The sequence below is a fragment of the Halomonas sp. IOP_6 genome, from assembly GCF_021151565.1.
GTDB lineage: Bacteria > Pseudomonadota > Gammaproteobacteria > Pseudomonadales > Halomonadaceae > Vreelandella > Vreelandella alkaliphila.
The window spans coordinates 524,595-549,429 of sequence record NZ_JAIRBO010000001.1 but is presented as its reverse complement, the minus strand read 5'-3'; the positions used below and the strand labels follow the sequence as shown (position 1 = coordinate 549,429).

At 51.3% G+C, this 24,835-nt stretch carries 30 protein-coding genes and 1 other RNA gene; 21 read left to right on the top strand and 10 right to left on the bottom strand.

The window, feature by feature from the left end; all coding sequences use genetic code 11:
• Nucleotides 1–48: 48 nt before the first annotated feature.
• Genes lptA through K7H08_RS02595 form a run of 4 tightly spaced genes read right to left on the bottom strand, consistent with a single transcriptional unit; the run spans nucleotide 49 to nucleotide 2,697 of the window.
• Nucleotides 49–552 (bottom strand): lipopolysaccharide transport periplasmic protein LptA, encoded by a 504-nt coding sequence (lptA, locus tag K7H08_RS02610; RefSeq protein ID WP_038485507.1) that lies wholly within the window; start codon nucleotides 550–552, stop codon nucleotides 49–51.
• A gap of 8 nt (nucleotides 553–560) precedes the next feature.
• Nucleotides 561–1,133 (bottom strand): LPS export ABC transporter periplasmic protein LptC, encoded by a 573-nt coding sequence (gene lptC, locus K7H08_RS02605; RefSeq protein WP_231657117.1) that lies wholly within the window; start codon nucleotides 1,131–1,133, stop codon nucleotides 561–563.
• Nucleotides 1,133–1,675: a KdsC family phosphatase gene (locus tag K7H08_RS02600; protein ID WP_038485504.1), complete on the bottom strand. Its 543-nt coding sequence runs from the start codon at nucleotides 1,673–1,675 to the stop codon at nucleotides 1,133–1,135. Before K7H08_RS02600 ends, lptC begins: the two co-directional genes overlap by 1 nt.
• A gap of 35 nt (nucleotides 1,676–1,710) precedes the next feature.
• Nucleotides 1,711–2,697 (bottom strand): KpsF/GutQ family sugar-phosphate isomerase, encoded by a 987-nt coding sequence (locus K7H08_RS02595; RefSeq protein WP_038485501.1) that lies wholly within the window; start codon nucleotides 2,695–2,697, stop codon nucleotides 1,711–1,713.
• A gap of 294 nt (nucleotides 2,698–2,991) precedes the next feature.
• Here K7H08_RS02595 and K7H08_RS02590 point away from each other — a divergent pair, with 294 nt between their 5' ends.
• The 9 genes from K7H08_RS02590 (at nucleotide 2,992) to hisD (ending at nucleotide 9,781) form a co-directional block, all read left to right on the top strand.
• Nucleotides 2,992–3,813: an ABC transporter ATP-binding protein gene (locus K7H08_RS02590; RefSeq protein ID WP_038485498.1), complete on the top strand. Its 822-nt coding sequence runs from the start codon at nucleotides 2,992–2,994 to the stop codon at nucleotides 3,811–3,813.
• The gene (gene mlaE, locus K7H08_RS02585) at nucleotides 3,814–4,614 is read left to right on the top strand and encodes a lipid asymmetry maintenance ABC transporter permease subunit MlaE (protein WP_038485495.1); all 801 of its coding nucleotides are present in this window, start codon (nucleotides 3,814–3,816) and stop codon (nucleotides 4,612–4,614) included.
• Nucleotides 4,615–4,630: 16 nt separating this feature from the next.
• Nucleotides 4,631–5,095 carry an outer membrane lipid asymmetry maintenance protein MlaD gene (gene mlaD, locus K7H08_RS02580; protein WP_038485491.1) on the top strand — a complete coding sequence of 155 codons (465 nt, stop codon included), beginning with the start codon at nucleotides 4,631–4,633 and terminating at the stop codon, nucleotides 5,093–5,095.
• Between the two features lie 38 nt (nucleotides 5,096–5,133).
• Nucleotides 5,134–5,793, top strand: coding sequence for an MlaC/ttg2D family ABC transporter substrate-binding protein (locus K7H08_RS02575; RefSeq protein WP_231657116.1), 660 nt, complete (start codon nucleotides 5,134–5,136; stop codon nucleotides 5,791–5,793).
• The gene (locus K7H08_RS02570) at nucleotides 5,790–6,122 is read left to right on the top strand and encodes an STAS domain-containing protein (protein ID WP_038485485.1); all 333 of its coding nucleotides are present in this window, start codon (nucleotides 5,790–5,792) and stop codon (nucleotides 6,120–6,122) included. The genes K7H08_RS02575 and K7H08_RS02570 overlap by 4 nt, the downstream gene beginning before the upstream one ends.
• Nucleotides 6,123–6,244: 122 nt before the next feature.
• A complete protein-coding gene (locus tag K7H08_RS02565; RefSeq protein ID WP_038485481.1) occupies nucleotides 6,245–6,493 on the top strand; it encodes a BolA family protein in 249 nt (82 codons plus the stop codon).
• 13 nt (nucleotides 6,494–6,506) lie between these two features.
• Nucleotides 6,507–7,769, top strand: coding sequence for a UDP-N-acetylglucosamine 1-carboxyvinyltransferase (murA, locus tag K7H08_RS02560; RefSeq protein WP_038485478.1), 1,263 nt, complete (start codon nucleotides 6,507–6,509; stop codon nucleotides 7,767–7,769).
• Nucleotides 7,770–7,797: 28 nt separating this feature from the next.
• Nucleotides 7,798–8,451, top strand: coding sequence for an ATP phosphoribosyltransferase (gene hisG, locus K7H08_RS02555; protein ID WP_038485475.1), 654 nt, complete (start codon nucleotides 7,798–7,800; stop codon nucleotides 8,449–8,451).
• 13 nt (nucleotides 8,452–8,464) lie between these two features.
• Nucleotides 8,465–9,781, top strand: a complete 1,317-nt coding sequence (gene hisD, locus K7H08_RS02550; RefSeq protein ID WP_038485472.1) for a histidinol dehydrogenase — start codon at nucleotides 8,465–8,467, stop codon at nucleotides 9,779–9,781.
• 55 nt (nucleotides 9,782–9,836) lie between these two features.
• On the opposite strand, the gene K7H08_RS02545 is transcribed toward hisD, so the two are convergent.
• Entirely contained in the window at nucleotides 9,837–11,081 is a 1,245-nt protein-coding gene (locus K7H08_RS02545; protein ID WP_038485469.1) for a Do family serine endopeptidase, read from the bottom strand.
• Nucleotides 11,082–11,219: 138 nt separating this feature from the next.
• Between K7H08_RS02545 and K7H08_RS02540 the strand changes: the two genes are divergently transcribed.
• A complete protein-coding gene (locus tag K7H08_RS02540) occupies nucleotides 11,220–11,981 on the top strand; it encodes a Nif3-like dinuclear metal center hexameric protein (protein ID WP_231657115.1) in 762 nt (253 codons plus the stop codon).
• A 90-nt stretch (nucleotides 11,982–12,071) separates the two neighbouring features.
• Here the strand turns inward: K7H08_RS02540 and K7H08_RS02535 are convergent, their stop codons facing one another.
• Nucleotides 12,072–12,518, bottom strand: a complete 447-nt coding sequence (locus tag K7H08_RS02535; RefSeq protein ID WP_038485463.1) for a ZapG family protein — start codon at nucleotides 12,516–12,518, stop codon at nucleotides 12,072–12,074.
• Nucleotides 12,519–12,750: 232 nt separating this feature from the next.
• Between K7H08_RS02535 and zapE the strand changes: the two genes are divergently transcribed.
• From zapE to K7H08_RS02495, 8 genes are all read left to right on the top strand, one after another.
• A complete protein-coding gene (gene zapE / locus K7H08_RS02530; RefSeq protein WP_038485460.1) occupies nucleotides 12,751–13,932 on the top strand; it encodes a cell division protein ZapE in 1,182 nt (393 codons plus the stop codon).
• Between the two features lie 224 nt (nucleotides 13,933–14,156).
• A complete protein-coding gene (gene rplM / locus K7H08_RS02525; RefSeq protein WP_009721993.1) occupies nucleotides 14,157–14,585 on the top strand; it encodes a 50S ribosomal protein L13 in 429 nt (142 codons plus the stop codon).
• A gap of 13 nt (nucleotides 14,586–14,598) precedes the next feature.
• A complete protein-coding gene (rpsI, locus tag K7H08_RS02520) occupies nucleotides 14,599–14,988 on the top strand; it encodes a 30S ribosomal protein S9 (protein ID WP_038485457.1) in 390 nt (129 codons plus the stop codon).
• A 208-nt stretch (nucleotides 14,989–15,196) separates the two neighbouring features.
• On the top strand, nucleotides 15,197–15,796 hold the full coding sequence (petA, locus tag K7H08_RS02515) for a ubiquinol-cytochrome c reductase iron-sulfur subunit (RefSeq protein ID WP_038485454.1): 600 nt from the start codon (nucleotides 15,197–15,199) through the stop codon (nucleotides 15,794–15,796).
• Nucleotides 15,796–17,055: a cytochrome b gene (locus K7H08_RS02510; RefSeq protein ID WP_038485451.1), complete on the top strand. Its 1,260-nt coding sequence runs from the start codon at nucleotides 15,796–15,798 to the stop codon at nucleotides 17,053–17,055. Before petA ends, K7H08_RS02510 begins: the two co-directional genes overlap by 1 nt.
• Complete coding sequence (locus K7H08_RS02505; RefSeq protein ID WP_038485448.1) at nucleotides 17,055–17,822, top strand: cytochrome c1; 768 nt, start codon at nucleotides 17,055–17,057, stop codon at nucleotides 17,820–17,822. The genes K7H08_RS02510 and K7H08_RS02505 overlap by 1 nt, the downstream gene beginning before the upstream one ends.
• Before the next feature lie 150 nt (nucleotides 17,823–17,972).
• A complete protein-coding gene (gene sspA / locus K7H08_RS02500; RefSeq protein ID WP_038485445.1) occupies nucleotides 17,973–18,599 on the top strand; it encodes a stringent starvation protein SspA in 627 nt (208 codons plus the stop codon).
• Between the two features lie 62 nt (nucleotides 18,600–18,661).
• Nucleotides 18,662–19,150 (top strand): ClpXP protease specificity-enhancing factor, encoded by a 489-nt coding sequence (locus K7H08_RS02495; RefSeq protein ID WP_038485442.1) that lies wholly within the window; start codon nucleotides 18,662–18,664, stop codon nucleotides 19,148–19,150.
• 130 nt (nucleotides 19,151–19,280) lie between these two features.
• On the opposite strand, the gene K7H08_RS02490 is transcribed toward K7H08_RS02495, so the two are convergent.
• The 4 genes from K7H08_RS02490 to K7H08_RS02475 all read right to left on the bottom strand — a co-directional run bounded on the left by K7H08_RS02490 (nucleotide 19,281) and on the right by K7H08_RS02475 (nucleotide 22,460).
• Nucleotides 19,281–19,853 carry a BON domain-containing protein gene (locus tag K7H08_RS02490; RefSeq protein ID WP_038485439.1) on the bottom strand — a complete coding sequence of 191 codons (573 nt, stop codon included), beginning with the start codon at nucleotides 19,851–19,853 and terminating at the stop codon, nucleotides 19,281–19,283.
• A 106-nt stretch (nucleotides 19,854–19,959) separates the two neighbouring features.
• Complete coding sequence (locus K7H08_RS02485; protein WP_038485436.1) at nucleotides 19,960–20,553, bottom strand: phosphoheptose isomerase; 594 nt, start codon at nucleotides 20,551–20,553, stop codon at nucleotides 19,960–19,962.
• 22 nt (nucleotides 20,554–20,575) lie between these two features.
• A complete protein-coding gene (locus tag K7H08_RS02480) occupies nucleotides 20,576–20,965 on the bottom strand; it encodes a YraN family protein (protein ID WP_038485433.1) in 390 nt (129 codons plus the stop codon).
• A complete protein-coding gene (locus tag K7H08_RS02475; RefSeq protein WP_038485430.1) occupies nucleotides 20,955–22,460 on the bottom strand; it encodes a penicillin-binding protein activator in 1,506 nt (501 codons plus the stop codon). Before K7H08_RS02475 ends, K7H08_RS02480 begins: the two co-directional genes overlap by 11 nt.
• A 113-nt stretch (nucleotides 22,461–22,573) precedes the next feature.
• Here K7H08_RS02475 and rsmI point away from each other — a divergent pair, with 113 nt between their 5' ends.
• The 3 genes from rsmI (at nucleotide 22,574) to rsmH (ending at nucleotide 24,833) form a co-directional block, all read left to right on the top strand.
• Nucleotides 22,574–23,431 carry a 16S rRNA (cytidine(1402)-2'-O)-methyltransferase gene (gene rsmI / locus K7H08_RS02470; RefSeq protein WP_198349128.1) on the top strand — a complete coding sequence of 286 codons (858 nt, stop codon included), beginning with the start codon at nucleotides 22,574–22,576 and terminating at the stop codon, nucleotides 23,429–23,431.
• Between the two features lie 32 nt (nucleotides 23,432–23,463).
• An RNA gene (gene rnpB / locus K7H08_RS02465) (RNase P RNA component class A) lies at nucleotides 23,464–23,824 on the top strand.
• 52 nt (nucleotides 23,825–23,876) lie between these two features.
• A complete protein-coding gene (gene rsmH, locus K7H08_RS02460) occupies nucleotides 23,877–24,833 on the top strand; it encodes a 16S rRNA (cytosine(1402)-N(4))-methyltransferase RsmH (RefSeq protein ID WP_095603164.1) in 957 nt (318 codons plus the stop codon).
• The last annotated feature ends 2 nt before the right edge of the window (nucleotides 24,834–24,835 follow it).

Below are 24,835 nucleotides of genomic sequence, written 5' to 3'. Positions count from 1 at the left end.
TGTGGTTTGAGGTGCGGGCTCTGCGTTATTGGTCGCCACTGGACACTCCTATTGTTCCGGCTGAAGAGTCATGCGGATACGTTGTGGCTCACCACCACTAACATCAGAACGCGCCTGAACCACACCTTGGTCGATAAAGTACTCTAATCGCCCACCTTCAAAGCGATCTGCTTGCTGGGTCAGTTCCGCTTGGTCAATGAGCTCTACCCGACGCTCGGCAACATGGTAAATAATACGTTTTGCCCAGCCTTCCATTGGGCTAGCTTGGTCTTCGAGCTGGTTACGTATGTAGGCTCGTCCACCGGTTGCAATGGCACGCGATAGCTCGCCAGCATCGTTGCGCTGAATCTCAACGCGATCGCCGCGCAGTTGCATATTGCCCTGCCGAATATCGACGTTGCCTGAATACACTGCGGTGCCTGCGCGTTGATCGAGATCTAAACGGTCAGCCTCTACTTCTACGGGGGCTTGGCTTTGTGCCATAACCGGTAGCGCTGCCGCTGAAATGGGTAGCGCAATGACGAAGAGTGCCGTGCGAATAAGAACGTTCATCGCGACTCCTACTGAGAACGAGTGGCAGGCGGGTGAACGCCGCGCACGTTATTGGTTAAGCGGATCTGGCTATCATCCAGCCATACATCCATACGTGAAGCGTCAATGCGCTGGGGCGGTTGCTGAAGTATGGTTTCGGCATCGCTCCAAGCATGACGGGTGATGCCATCATAGTGTAATAACTCAGTATTCAACTGCCAGCCCTCATCAGGTGCAAGTAATTGGGCTGAACCAGCTAGCGTGAGCGCCTGCGTGTCAGTATTTAGGGTGCCGGTCTCCGCCGTCGCTAGCCATTGACGCTCATCGCTATCAAATAGTGTCGCCCTGGGGGAGAGGACATCTGTCATCGCCGTTTGAGGGGTATGAACTAAGCGTGGCGTCGTCAGCGACTGCTGGATGGCTCCGGTGTCACCAAACAGAGTAATTTCTGCATTCTCTAGTACATGGCCGGGCTCTTGAGCACGAGCCTCTGCGTCGATTGATTGGTCTTGAGGGCCGCGCGGATCCAGCCATACCAGTACGCCACCTAAGGCAAACACCATGATGGTTATCCAAAGGCGTTTTTTAACCCAAAAGCGCATTACGATTGGCCGTGTAGGTACGTATCTAAAACAGCATCCCAATGACCTTGAGACATCAATAAGGTATCGCAGATTTCACGTACAGCGCCGTGGCCACCAAGCCGATCGGTGATCCAGTCAGCGTGAGTATGCATATAATCAGGAGCATTAGGGACGGTGATGCCTACGCCAGAACGTTTAATTGGAGCAAGGTCTGGTAGGTCGTCACCACAATAAGCAACCTGCTCAAGCGTGATGTCTAGGCGTTGGCAAAGCGCGCGTAGCGTAGTGAGTTTATCCTCGCACCCTTGATACACGTGGGTAATGCCCAGCGACGCAGCACGTTGGCTGACCATGGGAGAATCACGCCCAGTAATTAAGGCAACATGGATTCCGACGCGTTTCAAAAGTTTGAGGCCGTGGCCATCTTGGGTATGAAACGCTTTGATTTCGATACCGTCAGCTTGAAAATAGAGGCGGCCATCGGTAAGTACGCCGTCAACGTCAATAGCAAGCAATTTTACGCGGCGAATCCGGTCTTGTAGAGCGTCAGGTAGGGCCATGAAGCCTCCGTATTATTAATGTTTGAAAAGATTGATTAAATGACACCGCTAGCAAGTAAGTCATGCATATGTAGCGCGCCAATGGGGCGCTGCTGATCATCCACGACCGCCAGTGCGGTGATTCGACTGTCTTCCATGATGCGTACCGCTTCAGCCGCTAACACATCGGGACCGATACGTTTTCCAGGACGTGTCATCACATCATCAACTAGGACGTCACGTAGGTCATGAAACTGATCCAGCGTTCGGCGTAAGTCACCGTCGGTATAAACGCCGGCAAGGCGTCCTTCGCTATCGATTACGCAGGTAAAGCCCAACCCTTGGCGAGTAATTTCCAAGAGTGCGTCCCGTAACGGGCTGCCTAATGCTACTTGGGGGAGGCGTGATCCGTTGTGCATTAAATCCTTTACACGCAAAAGTAGGCGTTTGCCGAGGCTTCCACCTGGGTGTGAAAGCGCAAAATCTTCCGCGGTGAAGCCCCGTGCTTCTAATAATGCCACGGCTAAGGCATCACCTAAGGCAAGTGCTGCTGTGGTTGAGCTGGTCGGCGCTAAGTCGAGAGGGCAGGCTTCGCGCTCAACGCCGCTATTAAGGTGAGCATCGGCGTGTTTGGCTAATGTGGAACCAGGGCGTCCAGTCATGCTGACAAGGGGGGTTCCTAGGCGTTTCAGCAGCGGAAGCAGCGCAGTGACCTCTGCGGTTTCGCCAGAGTTCGAAAGTGCTAGTACAACATCTGCGCGGGTGATCATGCCGAGATCGCCATGACTGGCTTCACCTGGGTGTACAAAAAAAGCAGGCGTGCCGGTGCTTGCCAACGTTGCAGCCAGCTTGCCCGCAATATGGCCGGACTTACCCATGCCGGTTACCACTACGCGGCCCTGGCAGGCGAGGATAAGTTCACAAGCGTGGTCAAAGCTCTCATCAAGTTTTGCCTGAAGTCCACCGATAGCGGCCTGCTCAATTTGCAGTGTGCGCAGCGCACTTTCACGCAGTGGGCTAGGTGTCGATAGTGGCTGGCGCATGAGGGCATCTCTTTTCATAAGCGGTCAAAAGTAGGTCGGTAAGAATAACATCTTGGCGCGGTTTGTAGGTAAGGCGCGTATCCTACTCCTCAGCGCGGTTGCAATGAGCGCATCTGTTACTGTGAGTAGCGTTAAGTTACGATGTTCGATAATATTTCGAAAACACTGTTTTTTAAACTGTCTGTTCTTTATAAACTAGCTGTTTTTTTGAATTATCTGTTTTTAACTAACTAATGCGTAGCCAGTATATACTAATGCTGTTGCGGCAAGACGACCATCAAGGCCAGCCAGCCCATGACCGATGCTCCCTTCATCGAAATTGAAGATTTGTACTTCTCGCGGGGTGATCATGATATTTTTCGCGGAATCAACATGACGATTTCGCGAGGCCAGGTAACGGCTATCATGGGGCCAAGCGGTACCGGAAAGACGACCCTTTTAAAGCTAATTGGTGGGCAATTAACGCCTGACCGAGGGCGAGTGTTAATCGACGGTCAAGATGTGCATCGCCTGTCGCGTAAGGCCCTGTTTACGCTGCGTAAGCGCATGGGTATGTTATTTCAGAGCGGCGCACTGTTTTCAGATCTTGATGTATTTGAAAACGTAGCGTTTCCGCTTCGGGTGCATACTGACTTGCCTGATCCTATGATACGCGATCTAGTGCTTCTTAAGTTACAGGCAGTGGGTTTGCGCGGGGCTAGGCACTTGTCGCCAGCTGAGCTTTCGGGGGGGATGGCAAGGCGTGTGGCGCTGGCACGGGCGGTAGCGCTTGATCCAGAGTTAATCCTTTATGATGAGCCTTTTGTCGGGCAAGACCCCATTTCTATGGGGGTGCTTGTACAGCTAATTAAACGGCTGAATCAGGCACTGTCGCTTACGTCAGTGATCGTTTCGCACGATATCAAAGAGACCCTCAGCATTGCGGATTATCTGTACCTCATTGCCGATGGGCAGGTGGTAGCCTCTGGCACGCCAAGAACCTTAGATACGAACCAAGATCCCCGAGTAAGCCAGTTTATCCATGGTGAGCCAGACGGGCCGGTGCCGTTTCACTATCCCGCTGAGACACTTTACCGCGATATTCTAGGCCAAGCCTCTGCAGGGAAGGTGCGTTAAATGCAATCAAACATTAAACATGCTATTTCGCATGTCGCTCGGCTGGGGCAAAAAGGGTGTGATGCCTTAGAGTCGTTAGGGCGTGCAGGTGTCTTTCTTGCCCAGTCGGCAGTAGGGGTACCTTCTCGGGAAGGGTGGTCGTTGTGGCTGCGCCAAGTGCACTTTGTCGGTGTACTGTCTCTGGCTATTGTACTGGTGTCAGGGCTGTTTATAGGCATGGTGCTTGCGCTGCAGGGGTATACCATATTGGTTGATTTTGGGGCAGAGCAGGCGCTTGGCCAGATGGTTGCTCTTTCGCTTCTTCGAGAGCTAGCGCCAGTGGTCGCTGCGCTACTGTTTGCAGGGCGCGCGGGCTCTGCGTTAACGGCGGAAATTGGCCTGATGAAGGCGACTGAGCAGTTAACCAGCATGGAAATGATTGGCGTTGACCCTCTGCGCCGGGTTGTGGCGCCAAGGTTGTGGGCAGGTTTTGTTGCGCTACCTATTCTTACCGTTGGTTTTAGCGTAGTGGGGATTTGGGGTGGCTATTTGGTTGGCGTGGAATGGCTGGGGGTTTTTGAAGGCTCTTACTGGAGCAATATGCAGGCTAGTGTTTCGTTTGTTGATGATATTGGTAATGGAATAATCAAAAGCCTTGTATTTGCAGTAGTCGTCACCTGGATTGCGGTGTTCCAAGGGTATGACTTAGTGCCTACCTCTGAAGGTATTTCGCGTGCGACAACCCGCACGGTGGTGTATTCATCGCTTGCTGTTTTGGGGCTGGATTTTGTATTGACCGCCGTGATGTTTGGCGGCCTTTAATGGGTGGAGCAATAACATGAAGCGCAGTAAAACCATGGAGTTTGGTGTTGGCCTGTTTATGCTTGCGGGCATTCTGGGGCTTGTTTTTTTGGGCTTACGCGTAAGTGGTATGACGCTTTCAACATCTTCCGACACGTTTCGTCTCGAGGCCAGTTTTTCCAACATTGGCAGCCTGAAACCACGTGCGCGGGTCACCATGGCCGGTGTTACTGTGGGACGGGTAGAGGCTATTGAGCTTGATACCGAGTGGTATGATGCGCGGGTGGTGTTGAGCCTCGATAGTGATCTTGAAGGCCAGCTTTCGCAAGATACTACTGCAGCTATTTTGACGGCTGGGCTGCTCGGTGAGCAGTATATTGGCCTGAGTGTTGGCGGCGCTCCTGAAGTGCTTGAGGAGGGGGATGTTATTCGTGATACCCAGTCTGCCCTGGTGCTCGAAGAACTTATCCAGCAATTTGTATCCAATATGGTTACTAACTAAGCACCGTGGGTGCTGTCAGTTGTCATGAGGTGATTTTAATGAGAGAAAATAGCGTAATGTTGGCCCGTCGTTTGCTTTTTTTGTTGACGCTAGCGGTCGTTCTGCTGCCTTTTGCTGCCCAGGCCCAGTCGAAATCGCCAGAAGCGTTGGTTCGTGAAAACGTCAATGAATTCATGGAGCAGATTAACGGTAGAGAAGATTATTACGCCAATAATCTTAATGAGCTTAAGGCGTTAGTCAACGATAGCCTGAATGATGTAGCGGATTTTCGTTATATTGGCGCTAGCGTGATGGGAAGCTACTTTCGCAACGCAACGCCAGAACAGCGTAGTCGGTTCGCCGATGTCTTTCGTCAAACCCTGATCGACACGTACACGCGTGGTCTCGTGACCTTTGATTACGATGAGCTGCGAGTGTTGACCGACCAGCGCGGTCAGCGCTATGAAGATCAAGCCAGTGTTGATATGGAAGTTGTTGCCACAAATGGTCAGATTTACCCCGTTAGCTACAGTCTGCGACTTTCAAATGGTGAGTGGAAAGTGGTCAATGTTATTGTTAATGGCATCAATTTAGGGCTGACCTTCCGTAATCAGTTTGATCAGTCGATGCGCGAAAATAACCGAGACTACGATGCAGTCATTCGTAGTTGGTCGCCTGAAATTGGTGTCGACGAGCTTGAGCAAGGGGGCAACGCGTGACGACGCTGTTATCTATGCCCCATGTTTCGCTGATTGCGCAGTCTTGCGCGTTGGCTGTTCAGGGTGATCTCAATGTCAATGCAGCGGCCGATGTGGCCGCTGCAGGCGTTAAATGGCTTGAAAGTGCTCGATTAACTGATGTTGTTCTCGATTTTTCAGGCGTTTCAAAGGCAAGTAGCGCGGCGATTAGCGTTCTGTTTGAATGGCTGCGTGCGTGTCACTCGCTAGACATTGTCGTTACGTCGATTGCATTGTCTGCTCCGCTTGAGCGTTTAACGTCGCTCGCTGAACTCGACGCGCTAATAGGTTCGCCCAACGCTGAAGCGTGAGTGCTCGTCTAGCATCGCCAAGCGTGTCGCTTTTCTTTATCATGTTCTCCTGTTCCTCACTAATTCAACGTCCTCCCTATTTCAATTACCTAATTCAATGGCCCAAAGGAGTTTCCTGTCTTATGCAACCCAACGAGGTAAAAGCACTGCTTGAGTCCCGCATCGATGGATGTGATTTTCATATCCAGGGTGAAGGCTGCAATTTTCAGGTGATCGCGGTTGGCGAAGCTTTTGAAGGTCTTTCTCCTGTAAAGCGTCAGCAACTGGTCTATGCGGCGCTAAATGACGAAATTGCATCTGGCGCTCTGCACGCCATTAGTATCAAAACGTTTACTCCGGCGCAGTGGCAAACTGCACCGGAAAACGCATAGTAGCGGCTTCTCTATGGATAAATTAATCATTACCGGCAATGGGTCGGTAGATGGCGAAGTGTGGGTGAGTGGCGCTAAGAATGCGGCGTTGCCAATTTTGTGTGCCAGCCTTTTGGCAGATGGTCCGGTCATTATTGGTAATTTGCCTCATTTGCAGGACATCACTACTACGCTGGAGTTGCTAGGACGAATGGGCGTTGAACCTGTGATGGGTGAGAAACTCAGTATCCAGCTTGACGGCTCTCAGGTAACGCAGTGTCATGCTCCCTACGAGCTCGTTAAGAAGATGCGCGCCTCCATTCTGGTGTTAGGCCCGTTGTTAGCACATTTCGGTAAGGCAGATGTTTCTCTACCAGGCGGGTGCGCAATTGGTTCACGTCCGGTGGACTTGCATATCCGTGGTCTTGAGGCGATGGGCGCAGAGATCCGCGTTGAAGCGGGTTATATTCGTGCCCGAGTTGATGGACGCTTGAAAGGAGCCACTATCTTCTTTGATACAGTGACGGTAACGGGTACCGAAAATCTGTTGATGGCGGCAACCCTTGCTGAGGGCACCACTATTCTTGAAAATGCTGCGCGCGAGCCGGAAATTGTCGATCTCGCCGAGTGTTTGATCAAGATGGGAGCTAATATTCGTGGGCATGGTACTGACACAATCGTGGTTGAGGGCGTTGCGACGCTGCACGGCTGCGAGCACGATGTCATGCCTGATCGTATTGAAACGGGTACTTTCCTGGTGGCAGCTGCCATGACGGGTGGTCGCGTGAAAGTGAAGCGCACCCGTGCCGATATTTTAGAAGCGGTGCTTGCGAAGCTTGAAGAAGCGGGTGCTGAGATTACCAGTGGCGATGATTGGATCGCTTTGGATATGCACGGTAAGCGCCCAAAAGCGGTGAATATTCGCACTGCACCTTATCCTGCATTCCCTACCGATATGCAGGCGCAGTTTGTGGCGATGAATGCTGTCGCCGAGGGGCATTCTCGGGTAGTGGAAACCATCTTTGAAAACCGCTTTATGCACGTGCAAGAGCTAAACCGGATGGGGGCGAATATTGCCCTTGAAGGTAATACGGCACTGATTGAAGGCGTAGAAAAGCTTTCAGGTGCGCCGGTAATGGCTACCGACCTTCGTGCGTCAGCATCATTGGTGATCGCGGCAATGATGGCTGAAGGTGAAACGCTTGTAGATCGTATTTATCATATCGATCGTGGTTATGAGTGCATTGAGGAAAAATTACAGCTGCTGGGTGCGCGCATTCGCCGTATTCCTGGCTAAGCCATGTTATTAACCATTGGCCTAAACAATGAGTAAGCAACTGATTTTGGCCCTTTCAAAAGGGCGTATTCTGGACGAAACGCTGCCGCTGTTGGCAGATGCGGGAATTACCCCGGCAGAAGATTTGGGTAAAAGCCGTAAGCTGTTGTTTGATACTAATTTGCCAGATGTAAAGTTGGTGATTATACGGGCAACCGATGTGCCGACCTATGTGCAGCTGGGTGCCGCAGATGTAGGCATTGCGGGTAAAGACGTTCTGCTTGAGCATGGGGCTGAAGGTCTATACGAGCCCCTAGACTTAGATATCGCTCGTTGCAAGCTGATGACTGCTGGTGTGACAGGTCAGTTGCCTGCTGAGGCGCGTCGTCGTGTAGCTACTAAGTTTGTAAACGTAGCGAGGCGTTACTATGCAGAGCAGGGTATTCAAGCCGAAGTGATCAAGCTCTATGGGGCGATGGAACTTGCTCCGCTGATGAATTTGGCCGATGAAATTGTTGATATCGTTGATACCGGCAATACGCTACGCGCCAATGGCATGGAGCCTCGTGAGCTCATTGCCCATATCAGCACTCGCCTGGTGGTTAATAAAGCCGCCATGACTATGAAGCATGACCGTATTAAGCCATTGTTAGCCCGCCTGGAAAGTGCGGTTAAAAAGCGTCAGACTCAGCCTATTGAATGACACGAGGTTTACCATGAGCGATAAGTCCACAGCCACCATTGCCCGTCTCTCGACTGTTGATGGGGCATTCCATCAGCATTTAGATGCGCTGCTGGATTGGGAAGGGGTGTCTGATAAGGCAGTACAGGCTCGTGTTGAAGAGATATTGGCAGATGTTAAACGGCGAGGTGACAGTGCGGTGGTTGAGGCGACAAATCGCTTTGACCGCCTGTCAGTCGAGAGTATGGAGCAGCTACGCCTATCTCCTGAGCAACTGAAAAAGGCCTTTGATGGTCTGCCTGCTGAACAGCGTAATGCGCTGTCAGCCGCCGCTGAGCGCATTAAGCGTTATCATGAGCGCCAGAAGCCAAGCTCGTGGCAATACGAAGAGGCTGATGGAACGGTGCTGGGCCAAAAGGTCACCCCGCTGGACCGCGCAGGTATTTATGTGCCAGGCGGAAAAGCCGCTTATCCTTCATCGGTATTGATGAATGCTATCCCTGCCCATGTGGCTGGTGTGCGCGAGATTGTGATGGTTGTGCCGACTCCGGACGGTGTGTTGAATGATCTTGTGCTGGCAGCTGCGCATCTGGCGGGCGTCGATTATGTGTTCACGATTGGTGGCGCACAGGCGGTCGCAGCGCTTGCCTATGGCACGGAAAGCGTTCCGCGGGTAGATAAAATCGTAGGGCCTGGAAATATCTACGTGGCGACTGCTAAGCGCGCGGTATTTGGTCAGGTTGGTATTGATATGATTGCCGGCCCCTCTGAAATCATGGTGGTGTCTGACGGCCAGACAGACCCAGATTGGCTGGCGATGGACTTGTTTTCCCAGGCTGAGCACGACGAGGATGCCCAGGCGATTTTTGTTAGTTGGAACGCTGCGCATCTCGAAGCCGTAGAGGCTGCAATCGAACGATTATTGCCGACACTTGAGCGTGAAGATATTGCCCGTGCTTCGCTGCAGCGTCGTGGGGCATTAATCCTATGTCAAGATCAAGGCGAAGCCATTGAATTGATCAACCGTATTGCTCCAGAGCACCTTGAGCTCTCTGTAGAGGCGCCCGGCGACTGGCTTGATGACGTGCGTCACGCTGGGGCTATCTTCATGGGGCGGCATACTTCGGAAGCTCTGGGTGACTATTGTGCGGGGCCGAATCATGTGCTGCCCACGTCTGGAACAGCCCGTTTTTCATCGCCACTGGGGGTGTATGATTTCCAGAAACGCTCCTCCATTATTCACTGCTCGCCTGACGGAGCGTCTGAGCTTGGCAGAATAGCCTCTGTACTTGCCCGAGGCGAATCACTGACGGCCCATGCTCGTTCAGCGGAGTATCGTATTAACGATTGAGTCTTGTTTGAAAAAAGCGCCGTCTGAACAAGCCGCTGATAACCATCAGAGCGACTTACGAGTCGCTCTGATGCTCTCCTGATGTAGCATTAATGGGTACCGGCCGCTCACCTACTTCCAGTGTCATGTCCATGCGCTCACCGCTTCGTACGATCGTCAGCGGTAGTTTCGTGCCGGGTGGAATGGAAGCAATCGCGCTCATTGTTACCCGAGCATCCAAAATCACTTGACCGTCAATAGACAGCAGAACATCGCCGGGCTGTAAGCCTGCTTTAGCGGCAGGCCCGTCTTTCACGACGCCAGCGACGATCACGCCTTGAGGGGTTCTTAGCCCAAACGATGCGGCCAGCTCGCGGGAGAGTGCTTGTGCTTCTATGCCAAGCCAGCCGCGTATGACGCGACCGCGGGTAACCAGTTCATTCAAGATGCTGTGGGCAAGGTTGGCTGGAATCGCGAAACCAATTCCTTGTGATCCCCCTGACCGTGAGAAAATAGCCGTATTAATGCCTACTAAGGCGCCGTCAGGGTTGACTAATGCGCCCCCGGAATTGCCTGGATTTATCGCGGCGTCGGTTTGAATGAAGTCCTCGTAGGCATTTAAACCTAAGTGGCTGCGCCCCGTTGCGCTAATAATGCCCATGGTAACGGTTTGCCCAACACCGAAAGGATTGCCGATAGCGAGTGCTACATCACCCACGGCTACCTGTTCTGAATCAGCAAGTTCGATCACTGGCAAGTCATCAAGGGTAATGCGTAATACGGCAAGGTCGCTTTCTGGGTCAGTGCCAATTACCTCGGCAAGTGTTTCCCGACCATCGCGAAGTGCTACCTGTATTTGATCGGCGCCATTAATGACATGGTGATTGGTTAGCACGTAGCCGTCATGGCTGACGATAACGCCAGAACCCAGGCTCGACAGCATTCGCTGATGAGTGGTTGCATCGTCGCCGCTGAAGAACTGCTGGAAAAAAGGATCAGACATTAATGGATGCTGATCGCGTTCAACAATGCGTGATGAATAGATATTGACGACGGCTGGCGCCGCTTGATTAACGGCGTTGGAGTAGCTTGCAGGCCCTTGGTTGCGGTTGAGCGGTTCTGCTTGGCGAATCTCAGGAGCAGGTCGATTGGCTGCCGACTCTCCGCTAGTAGGCACCAGCGAAGAGGGGGGTTCGACCGTTGCGGGTGGCGTTTGCCGAAACGGATTGGGCAAATACTCTGGGAAAGCAAGTAGCACCAAGGCAGCGAGCAATAACCCGGTGATAATTGGCCATATATAGGGCAGCACAGAGCGGTGCATGCGAAATTTCCTCAGCGGGTGATAGTCTAAATGTTCGTGAGGTTCGCGATAACGCGAAGCGAGATTTACAATAGTTCCATCGTAACACTTTATTGAGATGTTCCTCACGATAGCCTGTTAATCGGTTAAGGAGTCAGTGTGATCCATCGCGACCAACTAGTTGCTGCTTGCGACCATCAATTGCGGTCATCGCAATTTAAAGATTTTACCGTTAACGGCCTTCAGGTGGAGGGGCGTGACACTGTAACGCGGGTGATGTCAGGGGTGACGGCATGTCAGGCGTTATTGGAGGAGGCGGTCGCTTGGCGAGCGGACATGGTGTTAGTGCACCATGGTTATTTCTGGAAAAATGAACCGGTAGCTATTACCGGCATGAAGCAGAAACGTATTAAAACACTGCTGGATAACGAAATGAGCTTGCTTGCTTACCACTTGCCATTAGATGCGCATGCAGCGTTTGGCAACAATGCCGAGCTGGCCAAGCGTCTGGGGTGGAAGGTCGAGGGATGCATTGATGGTGAGCTTGGCGAAGGGTTGTTGTGGTCCGGCCGGTTGGCTGAGCCGCTAAGCGTTGCTGAGCTGGGCGGTCAATTGGCTGCAGTGCTCCATCGAGCGCCTTTAGTGGTCGAGTCGCCTTTAGTTGGCTCTGTGGAGCGGGTCGCATGGTGCACTGGAGGTGCTCAAGACATGATTACGGCGGCTTACGATGCAGGGGCGCAAGTTTTCGTGTCTGGGGAAATATCAGAGCGCACGACGCACTTGGCTAGAGAAATGGGTATTCATTACATCGCGGCTGGTCATCATGCTACTGAACGTTTTGGTATTCAGGCGCTGGGTGAGTGGTTGGCGAGTGAGTATGGTATAGAGCACCGATTTGTCGATATCGATAATCCCGCCTAGCGCTAACTTGTGCAAAGCATCCGCATCGGTTGGCTATGCGGATGCTATTTGTCATGCAGGTGCTTTAAAAGCAATTAGCCTTGCTGTTTCTTAATAACGAGGAGGTTGAGGTGTGGCTGTGTCATGCTCATTCAAACTGCTCTTCAAGCCAAAGTCTTCAGATAGCGTACCGCTTTTGCCATCTGCATAATCACGCGGAGTGTTAACATCACCTTCGTCCTCTGTGTTAGGCGCGAGTTTGTTTGTGGAAGGTGTAATGGCCGTTTCCAGTCTCCATTCAGCAGCTTCGCTGTCTATTTGCTGTTCTAGCCGATCAGCTTCCTGGCGAATATTAATGATGTGCTGCTGGATGCCGGTGAGGTGGCTTCCCATGCCTTTCTTAAGCTCGGCTATTTGATGTTCACGCTCAAGTAAAGCCTGCTTTAATGTGGCGTGGTCACGTTGGCTTTTGCTGAACAGGCGATAACACGCTAAGCCGATAACAAATCCAATAACGAGACCGATAATCGCAAAAGTGAATGGCGAGCTTGCTTCCACAGTATTCTCCCTAGAGATGATGCACGCCACCAAGCGCATGGCGGGGTTTGACAAATAGTTTAACAAACAGCTTAACAAAGCGTGACCATTATAGGCGCGTATCCGTCGGTTGGGTCAATCCGCTCATGCGCTTAGTTATTATGCAGCGTATAATATTCCTTTTTTATTTGGGCAGGCTGTGTTCTTACAACGTCACAGTTTCGTTCACGATGTGTGCTGTGGGAGCGAGTTGATGTCATCATTATCTGCACGTCAAGACAGTGAGCAGGCGAGCCGATTAACGCCTTTTGCGCGGTATCAGGAAGACTTAAAGCGTGACGATTTCCAGTACGACCCTGCTCAAGAGCAGGCGGTTAAGCATCTTCAGCGCCTTTATGATGAGTTATTAGCCATACCCGCTAGTGCTCCTAAAACTGTAGTTGCTAACAAAGGGTTAAAAGCAAAAGTTGCCGGGCTGCTGGGTAAAAAGGTCAGTGCCGGCGGGCCAGTGCTGCCTGAGGTTAAGGGGCTCTACTTTTGGGGAGGCGTGGGGCGTGGGAAAACGTATCTAGTTGATACTTTCTACGAGGCGCTGCCGTTCCCTGAAAAAATGCGCACCCATTTTCATCGCTTTATGCAGCGTGTCCACAATGAGTTGACTCACTATAAGGGCGAAAAGAACCCTTTGACGCTGATTGCTGGCAAGTTTGCTGCTGAGGCGCGCGTCATCTGCTTTGATGAGTTTTTTGTCAAAGACATTACTGATGCAATGATCTTGGCAAATTTGCTTGAGGCATTGTTTGAGCGTGGCGTGGTGTTGGTGGCGACATCCAATATAGTGCCGAACGACCTTTATAAAGATGGGTTGCAGCGTGCACGGTTTGTTCCCGCCATTGAGCTAGTGAATCGCCACTGCGAGGTCGTCAATGTCGATTCTGGTGTTGACTACCGTTTGCGTGCCTTGGAGCGGGCTGAGATTTTTCATGCACCGCTTGATAAAGCGGCCGAGCAGGAGCTAAGCAGAAGCTTTAGAGAAATAGCCGGTCATGAAGGTGAGGAGGGGGCGCCTCTTGAGATTAATCATCGCGTTTTAAAGACGCGCCGACTCCACGACGATGTGGCATGGTTTGAATTTGTCGAACTCTGTGATGGGCCGCGTAGCCAGAATGATTACATTGAGCTTGCCAGAGAATTTCATACAGTTTTGGTATCTAACGTCACTCAGATGAATGTCAAAACAGACGATCAGGCTCGCCGCTTTATTAATATGGTTGACGAGTTTTATGATCGCGGGGTTAAGCTGTTGATGTCAGCAGAGGTGCCAGTTGAAGCGCTGTATCGCGATGGTAAGCTGACCTTTGAATTTCAGCGGACGCTGTCGCGTCTGCAGGAAATGCAGTCTAAAGAGTATCTGGCGCTACCCCATAAGCCCTAGTATCGGGTACTCCGATAAGTACGCTGCAAGCAAGAATAATATCAATAAGAGCGATATCAATAAAAAAGAGTGGCGGTACTTAACTTGCGGTGATACTTGCTGTAGAATGCCGCCTCGCTGCATGTTGCTGGTTTTTTCTGGCAACCAAAAAAAATAGGGATGGTGCTTCATCGCTTATGTAGCGGTGTAAGCTACCCAACACACTTAATCTGGTGATTTTATCCATGAAGACGTTCAGTGCTAAGCCGCAGTCCGTCCAGCGCGACTGGTACGTAGTCGACGCTACGGACAAAACGCTCGGTCGTCTGGCAACCGAGATTGCTCGCCGCCTGCGTGGCAAGCATAAGCCCGAATTTACTCCTCACGTTGATACTGGCGATTACATTGTTGTTATCAACGCTGAAAAAGTCCACGTAACCGGCAACAAGGCGAAGGCTAAAACCTACTATCGCCACACTGGTTACCCGGGCGGTTTGCGCTCTATGACATTCGACAAAATGCTTGATCATGCCCCTGAGCGCATTATTGAGTCTGCCGTTAAAGGCATGTTGCCGAAAGGTCCTTTGGGTCGCGCCATGTACTCAAAATTAAAAGTGTACGCCGGTGCCGAGCATCCGCATGCTGCCCAACAGCCGCTTGAACTGAACATCTGAGGAAATCTTCGCCATGACACAGCAGTATTACGGTACCGGGCGCCGCAAGACTTCCACCGCTCGCGTGTTTATGAAGCCGGGCTCTGGCAAAATTACCGTCAACGATAAAGATCTTGACCTTTATTTTGGTCGTGTAACTGGTCGTATGGTTGTTCGTCAGCCGCTTGAGTTGACTGAGACGCTAAATCAGTTTGACATATTTGTCACTGTTGCTGGCGGTGGTGGTTCCTCTCAAGCAGGTGCCATTCGTCACGGTATTACTCGCGCCCTGATGAACTACAATGAAGATCTGCGTCCAACGTTGCGCGCCGCTGGTTATGTAACCCGCGATGCTCGTCAAGTTGAGCGTAAGAAAGTCGGTCTGCGTAAAGCACGTCGTCGTCCGCAGTTCTCTAAGCGTTAATTTTACGCTATGCGGCAAAAGCGCCCAGGTCAAAGACCTGGGCGCTTTTTATTGGAATATCAAAAAATTATAACGCTTATACCACCATGGTCACGGGCGGTTGTTCTTGTGCAGAGCGCTTTGTTTTTTTAACATAGAGCGTATTTGATATTCGTCGTCGCAAGACGCCTTTGCGGCGGAACGGGTAAGCTGATGGGAGAAACCAGAAATGGCAGATAACGGCGTAAACAAAGGTCGGCGCCGTTTCCTTGTAGGCGCCACCTCCGTTGTGGGGGCGGTGGGCGCTGTCGGGGTTGCGGTCCCCTTTGTGGCTTCTTGGCAGCCTAGTGCCAAGGCAAGAGCGGCAGGTGCGCCTGTTCAAGCTGATATATCGAAGCTTGAGCCTGGGCAGCGTATGACCGTTGAGTGGCGTGGTCGGCCGATTTGGATTATTAATCGTACGCCGGAAATGATCGAGCGAACGGAAGCGTTAGGTGCCGACAGTTTAGCGGATCCTAATTCGGAGGTGCCGCAGCAGCCAGCGTATATCCAGGGTGACTTGCGCTCTATCAAGCCAGAAATAGGCGTATTGATTGGTATCTGTACGCATTTGGGTTGTTCGCCCCTGTTCCGGCCTGAGCCGAATGCTGAAGGGGTGGGGGTTGATAATTGGCCGGGTGGTTTCTTCTGCCCATGTCATGGCTCTCGCTTTGACTTGGCCGGTCGCGTGTTCAGTAATGTACCTGCGCCGACTAATCTTGAGGTTCCACCCTACCGCTTTGAAAATGATGACATTATTGTCATCGGCGAAGATGAGGAGGCTGCCTAATGGGTAATCCGAATAAAGCCAAGGCGGAAAAGGGCCTCATGCGTTGGGTAGACGATCGCTTCCCTGCTACTCAGATGTGGCAAGAGCATCTTTCCAAATATTACGCGCCTAAAAACTTCAACTTTTGGTATTTCTTTGGCTCATTAGCGCTGTTGGCGTTGGTTAACCAAATCTTGACCGGGGTTTGGTTAACCATGAGCTTTAACCCCTCTGCTGAAGGTGCATTCGATTCTGTCGAATACATTATGCGTGATGTGGAGTGGGGGTGGTTGATTCGCTATATGCACACCACCGGTGCTTCTGCCTTCTTTCTTGTCGTCTATCTGCATATGTTCCGTGGTCTCTTGTATGGTTCCTACAAAGCGCCTCGCGAATTAGTGTGGGTGTTTGGTATGACTATTTATCTGGTGCTAATGGCAGAAGCCTTTATGGGCTATTTGTTGCCATGGGGTCAGATGTCTTACTGGGGGGCTCAGGTTATTATTTCGCTGTTCTCAGCGATTCCTGGCATTGGTCCCGATCTGGCTCAGTGGGTGCGTGGTGACTTCCTGATTTCAGGCATTACCCTCAACCGTTTCTTTGCACTGCATGTGGTTGCTTTGCCAATTGTTATTTTAGCGCTCGTCGTGCTGCATATTATTGCGCTGCATGAAGTGGGTTCAAATAACCCTGATGGTATTGATATTAAGCAGAAGAAAGATGAGGCGGGCGTGCCGTTAGATGGAATTCCCTTCCATCCTTACTACACGGTAAAAGACTTGGTGGGTGTTGCGGTCTTCCTGTTCGTTTTCTGTGTGGTGGTGTTCTACTTCCCAGAAGGCGGCGGCTACTTTATTGAAAAGCCAAACTTTGATCAAGCTAACCCGCTACAAACACCTGATCATATCGCGCCCGTTTGGTATATGACGCCTTTCTATGCCATTCTTCGCGCCATTACTTTCTCGGTGTTCGGCTTAGACGCCAAGTTCCTTGGTGTTATATTCATGGGGGCTGCAATTGCGATATTGTTTGTCCTTCCATGGCTGGATCGTAGTCCGGTACGCTCAATGCGTTATAAAGGCTGGATGTCGAAAACCATGCTGACGCTGTTTGCTATCAGCTTTGTCATCCTTGGTGTTTTGGGTGTGTTGCCATCGACAGAGGGCAGGACGCTACTAGCCCAGGCGTGCACCGTGATTTATTTCGCCTTCTTTGTCTTGATGCCGTTCTACACCAAGCTGGAGAAGACTAAACCCGTTCCGGAAAGGGTGACTGGCTAATGAAAAAGTATCTTTTTGGACTCCTTTTCGCCTTAGTGCCAGTAACTGCGATGGCTGCCGGTGGTGCGAGTGTCCCGCACTCGATGGATCCTGATCTGCATGATCAAGCCTCGCTGCAAAATGGCATGAAGCTCTATGTTAACTACTGCATGGGATGCCATTCGCTTAAGTATCAACGCTTTGCTCGTGCGGCTGAAGATCTGGGGATGCCCCAGGATTTGGTTGAAGAAAATCTGATTTTCTCCTCTGATCTGGCGTTTAATGATCAGATGCATATTGCAATGAATAGTGGCGATGCTGAATCTTGGTTTGGTGCTCCGCCGCCCGATCTATCGCTAAAAACGCGTGTGCGTGGAACGGATTGGATCTACTCCTATCTGCTTGGCTTCTACAAAGATCCGAGCCGCCCCACTGGTGTTAACAACACGGTATTTGATCTGGTTGCGATGCCTAACGTGTTGGAGCCTCTGCAGGGCGTACAAGAGCTGGTGTGCTCAGAAACTGATCATCCGGTGGCGGGTCAGTCACCCGATCCTTTGTCGGGTAAGTACCAGTCTTGTGATGTGCTGCAAGTGACCCAGCCAGGTTCCATGGAGCCTGCTGAGTTTGAGGAAGCGATGTATGATCTTACTAACTTCCTGGCTTATGTGGGCGAACCCTCAAAGCTTCAAGCTCAGGCGCTGGCACCTAAAGTGCTGATCTTCATTTTCATTTTTGGTGTGATTGCCTACTTGCTTAAGCGTGAGTACTGGCGAGATGTTCACTAATAATTAAGTGATGAGTGGCATGTCGGGCGTACGGCGAAAGCCGTGCGCCCTTTGTTTATTTAGTCAGTCGTAATGCAAAGCGGGTTACCATCCCATAAGCTAGCGCTGGCGTGTTATTATCAAAGATTGTTTTGATGCGAGGATGCTTTCATGGGTGTTGTGGCCAAGCGGTCGTCGATGATCTTTTACTCTGGTAATGATGATCATTTTAGTCATCGTGTGCGCATTGTTCTGGCTGAAAAGGGGGTGGCGGTTGATATCGTTGATGTCAGCGACGAGCGTCCACCTGAAGAGTTAGCAGACCTCAACCCGTACAACAGCGTGCCTACGCTGCTAGATCGTGACTTAGTGCTTTATGAATCTAAGGTCATGATGGAGTATCTGGATGAGCGTTTCCCTCATCCTCCTCTACTGCCTGTTTATCCGGTGGCGCGGGCGCAAAGCCGTTTGTGGATGCATCGTATTGAGCGCGAGTGGTGCCCAATGCTGGAGCAAATACGCACCGGTGGTAAAAAAGAAGCGGAAAAGGCGCGTAAAGAACTGCGCGAAAGCCTCATTGGGATTTCGCCTATCTTTGAAGATATGCCTTACTTTATGAGTGAGGAGTTTACGCTTGTAGACTGCTGTTTAGCGCCGATTTTATGGCGTTTGCCTGATCTGAATATCGAATTGCCTGAAAAGCAGGTAAAGCCTCTGTTGGGCTATATGTCGCGGGTATTCGAACGCGAAGCGTTTAAAGCATCTTTAAACGAGCGTGAAAAAGAGATGCGCGCTTGAATTCATGCTGCCTCTTCTCCTTAATCAGGTAAGGGGCATATTTGTCAGGAGGAGGGAGTCTTATGAAATCGAGCCGTCCCTATCTCGCCCGAGCTCTCTATGAGTGGTTGTTGGATAATGAGTTAACGCCTTATGTGGTGGTTGATGCTACGCAGCCAGGCGTGGAAGTACCGCGGCAGTTTGTTCAAAATGGACAAATTGTGTTGAATGTAGCGCCGACCGCTGTGCGTGACCTGTTTATGGAAAATCAGGCCATGGGGTTTAACGCTCGCTTTGGTGGCCAGCCTATGCAGGTAATGATTCCTACGCCTGCGCTTATCGCGATCTACGCTCGTGAAAATGGTGCTGGTATGGTGTTTGGGCATGAGCCAGAGCTGGATGCGGCAGAGTTTGATGATGCCGAATTAGATGGCGATTTTTCAGACGCTTTTGATGAATCGTCCAAGCCTGAGTTAACGGTAACAGAGCCTGTCCCTGAAAAAGAGGGTGACGTTTCTGCACTATCGTCTAAAAAGGCTAAGAAAAAGCCGACGCTACGCGTGGTTAAGTAGCGTGGTTTTTAGCTAAGTGGTTAACTTATGCTCTTGAGCGACGGTTTTTCTTAGTAAAGCAGTTGGTGAATAAAAAACCTCGTCTCGGTGAAAAGCCGAGGACGAGGTTTTTTTATGACAGTGTGTTTAATCAATCGATATAGTCAAAGACTTTAACGATTCGCTGAATGCCGCCAACCGCGGATACCGCGTTAGCAATTCGGTTACCTTCATCTCGAGTCACCATGCCCATCAGATACACAGTCGCGTTTTCGGTGGTGACTTTCAGTTTTGATGAGTCGATGCGATCATTGGTGGCGAGTTGGCTCATCACATTGGTGGTTAGCCAGGTATCGTTTAGGCGTTGGCTAGCGGGTAGGTTTGCAGCAATACTGAGTTCGTTGTGTACTTGGTCTACGCCTCGTAGAGAGCTGGCGACTTCACCTGCTTTATTGCGCAGCTCCTCGCTAGGTACTTGCCCTACCAGAAGTAATGAGCCGTTATAGCTATGCGCCCTGATGCGTGCATCCCTTAAGCGGGCATCTGAGCGTTCCAGCGCACGTGGTGCTTCACGTTCAATAGTTGTGTCAATGGCTTCAACATCACTGCTGCGCTGACCATAATTGGAAGGGTTAGATGCTGCGTTATTTGCACATCCAGTAAGTAAAATAACGCTCAGTGTCACAACGGCAGTCAGTTTGTATAAAGAATAGCGTAGGACCATGGCGATGACTCCTTTCAAAATGTAAAGTCAGTAGGTGTTAATCTACCCGTTTGATTGTGTCTGTGCAGTTTGATCTGCTCAGTTTAATTTGTTTTGTGCTGACTATTTAGTCGACTCCGCCAAAGAGCTGTTCGTCAATTAAATCACATAAGCAGTGGATGACGAGTAGGTGAACCTCTTGAATGCGCGCAGTGGATGTTGCTGGAACGCGAATCTCACAGTCATCCTGGCCTAGTAGTGACGCCATATCGCCTCCATCTCTGCCAGTCAGCGCGACAACCGTCATATCGCGGTCATGGGCCGCCTGGATGGCTTGAACGATATTGGCTGAGTTGCCGCTAGTGGAAATGGCTAATAAGACATCGCCGGGCTGGCCTAGCGCCCTGATCTGCTTGGAAAACACTTCATTATAACTGTAGTCGTTGGCGATCGAGGTAAGTGTTGAGGTATCGGTTGTCAGTGCTAGTGCGGGTAGGCTTGGGCGCTCACGCTCAAAACGATTCAATAGCTCGGACGAAAAGTGCTGGCTATCGCCTGCGCTGCCGCCATTGCCGCAGGCGAGAACTTTACCTTCGTTAACTAAGCACTGAACCATCATTTGGCTGGCGACTTCGATAAAAGGCGGCAGCACTTCGCTGGCATATGTCTTCGTGTCTATGCTGGCGTTAAAGTGATTAAGTATGCGTGATTGAAAGTCCATTAGGGCTTCCTAGGTAAAGGTATCAGTAAGCATCAAAAGCCGCTTTTTCCCACTGGAATTCAAGCGTGGGAGGCGTGCCTGTAATTGCTAGGATATCAAAGCGACACGGACTTGAAACAGCATGCCGAGCGATATAGAGCTTGGCTGCTCGTATTAAGCGGTGTCGCTTCTGTGCAGTGACGGTCTCTAAGGGGTGGCCGTAACGGGTAGTGGTGCGATGTTTGACCTCGATAAAGACCAGGATATCCTGGTCTTTCATCACAAGATCAAGCTCACCACCTTTAACGTGATGATTGCTAGTGACAAGTGTTAAGCCATGTTGCTGCAGCCATTGAGCGGCTAATTGCTCAATGGCTGCGCCCCGCGTCCGTGCTGTTTGCGGTGTATTGGGATTCTGATAACTATTGGTCATCGTTCAGTAGGCCGGGAATCAAAATGGGTGAAGGCACGCCATTTTGGAATTTCGCCCACGGTAGTTCTCGATAAACCCTGCCATCACCTGATAAGCGAAGAGTGCCAGTGCTTCCATTCATACCGTCAAGGGCTGATAAGTCTGATAGGCGAATGCCAAGCTCGTAAGCATCCACGCCCATTGCCATCAGGCGGAACATTGACGCGTCTGACTCGTTGCGAAGCTCTGCATATGTCGAATAGAAGGGCAGCGCTTCTTCCCCGCCAACTGCTGCGTCAGGGATTTGCCATGGAATATCGATAAACATCACATCATTTAGGTCTTGGTCTAAACGTGTCTGTAGACGCCCTTCATGAAGGTGGGAGGTAGCATAAACAGGCAGGTTGGGGGCGTAGTAGTAGTCCATGGTCGGCGGCACTTGGCGCGCGTACTCGGGAAGTGCTAGTAAGAATAGTGCATCAATGTTCCCTAGGCGGGCGCGATCGCCGCTGACATTTAGGGCTGTTTTGACTGCGTTAGCTACGGCGCTGCTAGGGTTGTAGCGGACGGCATTGGTGATTTCACCACCTTGACTTTGCCACTCATTCCAGAAAGCTTCACCTACGCGGCGTCCCCAGGCATTGTCGGGCACCATAATAGCCATTTGACGATGGCCGTCCTGAAAGGCTCGGCGAGCTGCTTGGCGGGCTTCATCTTCAGCGGATAAACCGTACTGAAGGAGTTGAGGTGCTTGATTGCTTGCGCTGTTGCCATAGTTCAGAGCCAGTGTCGGTAGTGGTACACTATTGCGCTGCTCAAGTTGAGTGACTTGACCTTTGTCAATTGGGCCAATCAAAAGTTGGGCATTCATCTGCTCTGCGCGTTGGTAAATTTCATCTAATGAATATTGAGACGCATTGATGAAATTAAGTTGTACATTATCTCCGCGCAAGTCGTGATGACGGCGCATGGCAGAAGCGATAGCGTTAGCCACGCTACTTAGTGGGCCAGATTCTGGTAATGCCACTGCTATGCGGCGTATTTCAACACCCTCTAATTCAGGTATGGATACTTTCGTATATTCAGTCTGATCCAAGGCTTGGCGTGCCCACTGCTGCCGTTCTGCAAGGGTATCTTGTTGGTTTGCCTGCATGGGGAGTTCGTCGTCAAGCACCTGGGTCGCGCGGAGGACCGCGCGGGGGTTGTCCATGCCACGAGCAAGTTCAGAGAAAAGCATTGCCCAGCGCACCCGATCCGATTCTGAAAGCATGTTTTCATCAACCGCATCGGCTGCGTCAAAAGCATTTTCGCGTTGCCCTTGTCTAGCAAGGATATTAGCCGCTTCCAGTCGCGTCTTGGCAGCTTGCTCAGGCGCTTGCTGCTCAGCTTGACTAAGTAATCGGCTGGCATCCTGGTCAGGGACGCGGTCAACCACACTTGGGGATTGCATAGCGCACCCTGTAATCAGAAGCGCCATGAAGGCAGTGGCTAGTAATCCACGTATTGACTGTTTCATGTATCCTTCCTTAGTTTCCATTTGCGCTGCCGTCGCTCAATGAGCAGATAAATTTACCATTGCACAAGCATGGCGCACCGTCAGTGCAGGCTATTAACAAATCGGGAGTCACGATGACACACCAGCATCCGGGTATATTGTACGTGGTTGCAACACCAATTGGGAATTTGGAAGACTTATCGCCACGCGCTGCTCGGGTATTAGCGGAGGTATCACGTATTGCTGCGGAGGATACACGCCACAGCGGCCGCTTGTTAGCGCATCTAGGCATTAATAAGCCGATGCTCTCATTGCATGAGCATAATGAAGCACGGCGAGTCGATACGCTGGATAGTTACTTAATGGCGGGGGAAAATGTTGCCCTAATTAGTGATGCGGGGACGCCGCTTATATGTGATCCGGGGTTCGTGTTGGTAAGAGAGTTGCGATTGCGGGGTAGGCAGATTGTGCCGCTTCCTGGGCCTTGTGCGCTGGTCAGTGCACTTTCAGCGGCTGGGTTGCCGACTGATAAGTTTACATTTGGTGGGTTTTTGCCATCTAAGCCAAGTGCGCGACGGCAAGCGCTTGAAAAATGGCAGTGTCGAGAAGAAACGCTGGTTTTTTACGAGTCACCTCACCGTATTGAGCACACGCTCGAATCGTTATGTGAACAAATGCCTGAGCGAGCGGTTGTTCTGGCGCGAGAATTGACCAAAACGTATGAGACTTTTTTGCAGGGCTCGCCGTCATCATTGCTGGATCAGCTTAGGCAAGACCCTAACCAAGGTCGTGGAGAGTTTGTCGTAATGATCGCTGGGGCGCCGCCCGTTGTTCAAAGCGATGAGCAATCTATTGCTGCTGATGAGTTGCTTAAAGCCATGCTAGCAGAGGGGGTTGGCGTCAAGCAGGGGGCAGCCGTTGCTGCAAAAATGCTAGGCGGCCGAAAGCAGGAGTGGTACGCAAGATTGCAAGCATTGAAAGGTGGGCATTGAGGCGACGGCGGGGCGCTGGTATGCTTGCCGCCGGAGTTGGCCAGACAGTCGCCGCTAACACACTTGTAAAAGTGTGTTGGGGGAGGAAAGTCCGGGCTCCATAGGGCAGAGTGCCAGGTAACGCCTGGGCGGCGTAAGTCGACGGAAAGTGCAGCAGAGAGTAGACCGCCTAAGCCTTTCGAGGCCGGTAAGGGTGAAAGGGTGCGGTAAGAGCGCACCGCGCGCCTGGCAACAGTGCGTGGCATGGTAAACCCCACTCGGAGCAAGACCAAATAGGGATCCAATGGCGTGGCCCGCGCTGGATCCGGGTAGGTTGCTTGAGCGCTGTGGTGACGCAGCGCCTAGAGGAATGACTGTCCACGACAGAACCCGGCTTATCGGCCGACTCCCCATTTCCATAAAAGGTGCGCCGTTCGCACCTTTCTTAACACTGTGTGAGATTAACATGCCTTCTCCTGACGCTGACCAGGTTACTTCCCATTTTCGCCACACCAGCGTCTTATTAGAAGGGGCGGTAGATACACTTGTTCATAATCCCGATGGTATTTATTTAGACGGTACGTTTGGGCGAGGCGGGCACTCCCGCGTCATTCTTTCGCGCTTGAGCGAACAAGGTCGTTTAATGGCCATGGATCGTGATCCTCAAGCAATAGCAGCCGCTAAAGATATCGATGATCCTCGTTTCGACATAACGCAGCGAGAGTTCGCTCGGTTAGTTGAATATGCACAAGAGCAAGGGGTTTACGGAAAGCTTTCAGGTGTATTGCTAGATATTGGTGTTTCTTCCCCGCAGTTAGATGATCCAGAGCGAGGCTTTAGCTTTATGCGCAACGGTCCTCTTGATATGCGTATGGATCCTACTCAAGGAGAGAGTGCCGCTGCGTTTTTAGCCCGTGCTAGCGAAAATGATATTGCCAATGTGTTTAAAACCTATGGTGAAGAGCGTTACGCAAAGCGCTTGGCACGAGCCGTTGTTACGCGACGTGTGGAAAAGCCTTTTACGCATACTGTTGACTTGGCCGAGGTGTTAAAAGAGGCTCACCCTGCTTGGGAAAAGGGTCGTCACCCAGCGACCAAAGCGTTTCAGGGGCTGCGTATTTATTTAAATGGTGAGCTCGATCAACTGGATGCAGCGCTTGAGGGGGCATTGGAAGTGCTGGCTCCTGGTGGGCATCTGGTTGTGATTAGCTTCCACTCGCTTGAAGATCGTCGTGTAAAACGCTTCATTCGTCACCATGTGCGGGGTGATACGCACTTGCCACGAGGCGTGCCTATTCGCGATGATCAGCTAAATCGCCGTCTTGAAGCCTTGGGTAAAGGAATACGCCCAAGTGATGAAGAGGTAGACGCTAACCCTCGGGCGCGCAGTGCCGTCATGCGGGCCGCCCGTAAACGAGTGTGATC

What these genes read in the sequence shown, in the direction of transcription:
- K7H08_RS02510 (WP_038485451.1), top strand. Translation starts at nt 15,796, where the DNA reads ATGGGTAATCCGAATAAAGCCAAGGCGGAAAAGGGCCTCATGCGTTGG.
- K7H08_RS02505 (WP_038485448.1), top strand. Translation starts at nt 17,055, where the DNA reads ATGAAAAAGTATCTTTTTGGACTCCTTTTCGCCTTAGTGCCAGTAACT.
- hisG (WP_038485475.1), top strand. Translation starts at nt 7,798, where the DNA reads ATGAGTAAGCAACTGATTTTGGCCCTTTCAAAAGGGCGTATTCTGGAC.
- K7H08_RS02575 (WP_231657116.1), top strand. Translation starts at nt 5,134, where the DNA reads ATGAGAGAAAATAGCGTAATGTTGGCCCGTCGTTTGCTTTTTTTGTTG.
- K7H08_RS02590 (WP_038485498.1), top strand. Translation starts at nt 2,992, where the DNA reads ATGACCGATGCTCCCTTCATCGAAATTGAAGATTTGTACTTCTCGCGG.
- K7H08_RS02600 (WP_038485504.1), bottom strand. Translation starts at nt 1,675, where the DNA reads ATGGCCCTACCTGACGCTCTACAAGACCGGATTCGCCGCGTAAAATTG.
- mlaD (WP_038485491.1), top strand. Translation starts at nt 4,631, where the DNA reads ATGAAGCGCAGTAAAACCATGGAGTTTGGTGTTGGCCTGTTTATGCTT.
- rpsI (WP_038485457.1), top strand. Translation starts at nt 14,599, where the DNA reads ATGACACAGCAGTATTACGGTACCGGGCGCCGCAAGACTTCCACCGCT.
- zapE (WP_038485460.1), top strand. Translation starts at nt 12,751, where the DNA reads ATGTCATCATTATCTGCACGTCAAGACAGTGAGCAGGCGAGCCGATTA.
- hisD (WP_038485472.1), top strand. Translation starts at nt 8,465, where the DNA reads ATGAGCGATAAGTCCACAGCCACCATTGCCCGTCTCTCGACTGTTGAT.
- K7H08_RS02490 (WP_038485439.1), bottom strand. Translation starts at nt 19,853, where the DNA reads ATGGTCCTACGCTATTCTTTATACAAACTGACTGCCGTTGTGACACTG.
- K7H08_RS02475 (WP_038485430.1), bottom strand. Translation starts at nt 22,460, where the DNA reads ATGAAACAGTCAATACGTGGATTACTAGCCACTGCCTTCATGGCGCTT.
- K7H08_RS02565 (WP_038485481.1), top strand. Translation starts at nt 6,245, where the DNA reads ATGCAACCCAACGAGGTAAAAGCACTGCTTGAGTCCCGCATCGATGGA.
- K7H08_RS02595 (WP_038485501.1), bottom strand. Translation starts at nt 2,697, where the DNA reads ATGCGCCAGCCACTATCGACACCTAGCCCACTGCGTGAAAGTGCGCTG.
- lptA (WP_038485507.1), bottom strand. Translation starts at nt 552, where the DNA reads ATGAACGTTCTTATTCGCACGGCACTCTTCGTCATTGCGCTACCCATT.
- K7H08_RS02480 (WP_038485433.1), bottom strand. Translation starts at nt 20,965, where the DNA reads ATGACCAATAGTTATCAGAATCCCAATACACCGCAAACAGCACGGACG.
- petA (WP_038485454.1), top strand. Translation starts at nt 15,197, where the DNA reads ATGGCAGATAACGGCGTAAACAAAGGTCGGCGCCGTTTCCTTGTAGGC.
- sspA (WP_038485445.1), top strand. Translation starts at nt 17,973, where the DNA reads ATGGGTGTTGTGGCCAAGCGGTCGTCGATGATCTTTTACTCTGGTAAT.
- rplM (WP_009721993.1), top strand. Translation starts at nt 14,157, where the DNA reads ATGAAGACGTTCAGTGCTAAGCCGCAGTCCGTCCAGCGCGACTGGTAC.
- lptC (WP_231657117.1), bottom strand. Translation starts at nt 1,133, where the DNA reads ATGCGCTTTTGGGTTAAAAAACGCCTTTGGATAACCATCATGGTGTTT.
- mlaE (WP_038485495.1), top strand. Translation starts at nt 3,814, where the DNA reads ATGCAATCAAACATTAAACATGCTATTTCGCATGTCGCTCGGCTGGGG.
- murA (WP_038485478.1), top strand. Translation starts at nt 6,507, where the DNA reads ATGGATAAATTAATCATTACCGGCAATGGGTCGGTAGATGGCGAAGTG.
- rsmI (WP_198349128.1), top strand. Translation starts at nt 22,574, where the DNA reads ATGACACACCAGCATCCGGGTATATTGTACGTGGTTGCAACACCAATT.
- K7H08_RS02485 (WP_038485436.1), bottom strand. Translation starts at nt 20,553, where the DNA reads ATGGACTTTCAATCACGCATACTTAATCACTTTAACGCCAGCATAGAC.
- rsmH (WP_095603164.1), top strand. Translation starts at nt 23,877, where the DNA reads ATGCCTTCTCCTGACGCTGACCAGGTTACTTCCCATTTTCGCCACACC.
- K7H08_RS02545 (WP_038485469.1), bottom strand. Translation starts at nt 11,081, where the DNA reads ATGCACCGCTCTGTGCTGCCCTATATATGGCCAATTATCACCGGGTTA.
- K7H08_RS02495 (WP_038485442.1), top strand. Translation starts at nt 18,662, where the DNA reads ATGAAATCGAGCCGTCCCTATCTCGCCCGAGCTCTCTATGAGTGGTTG.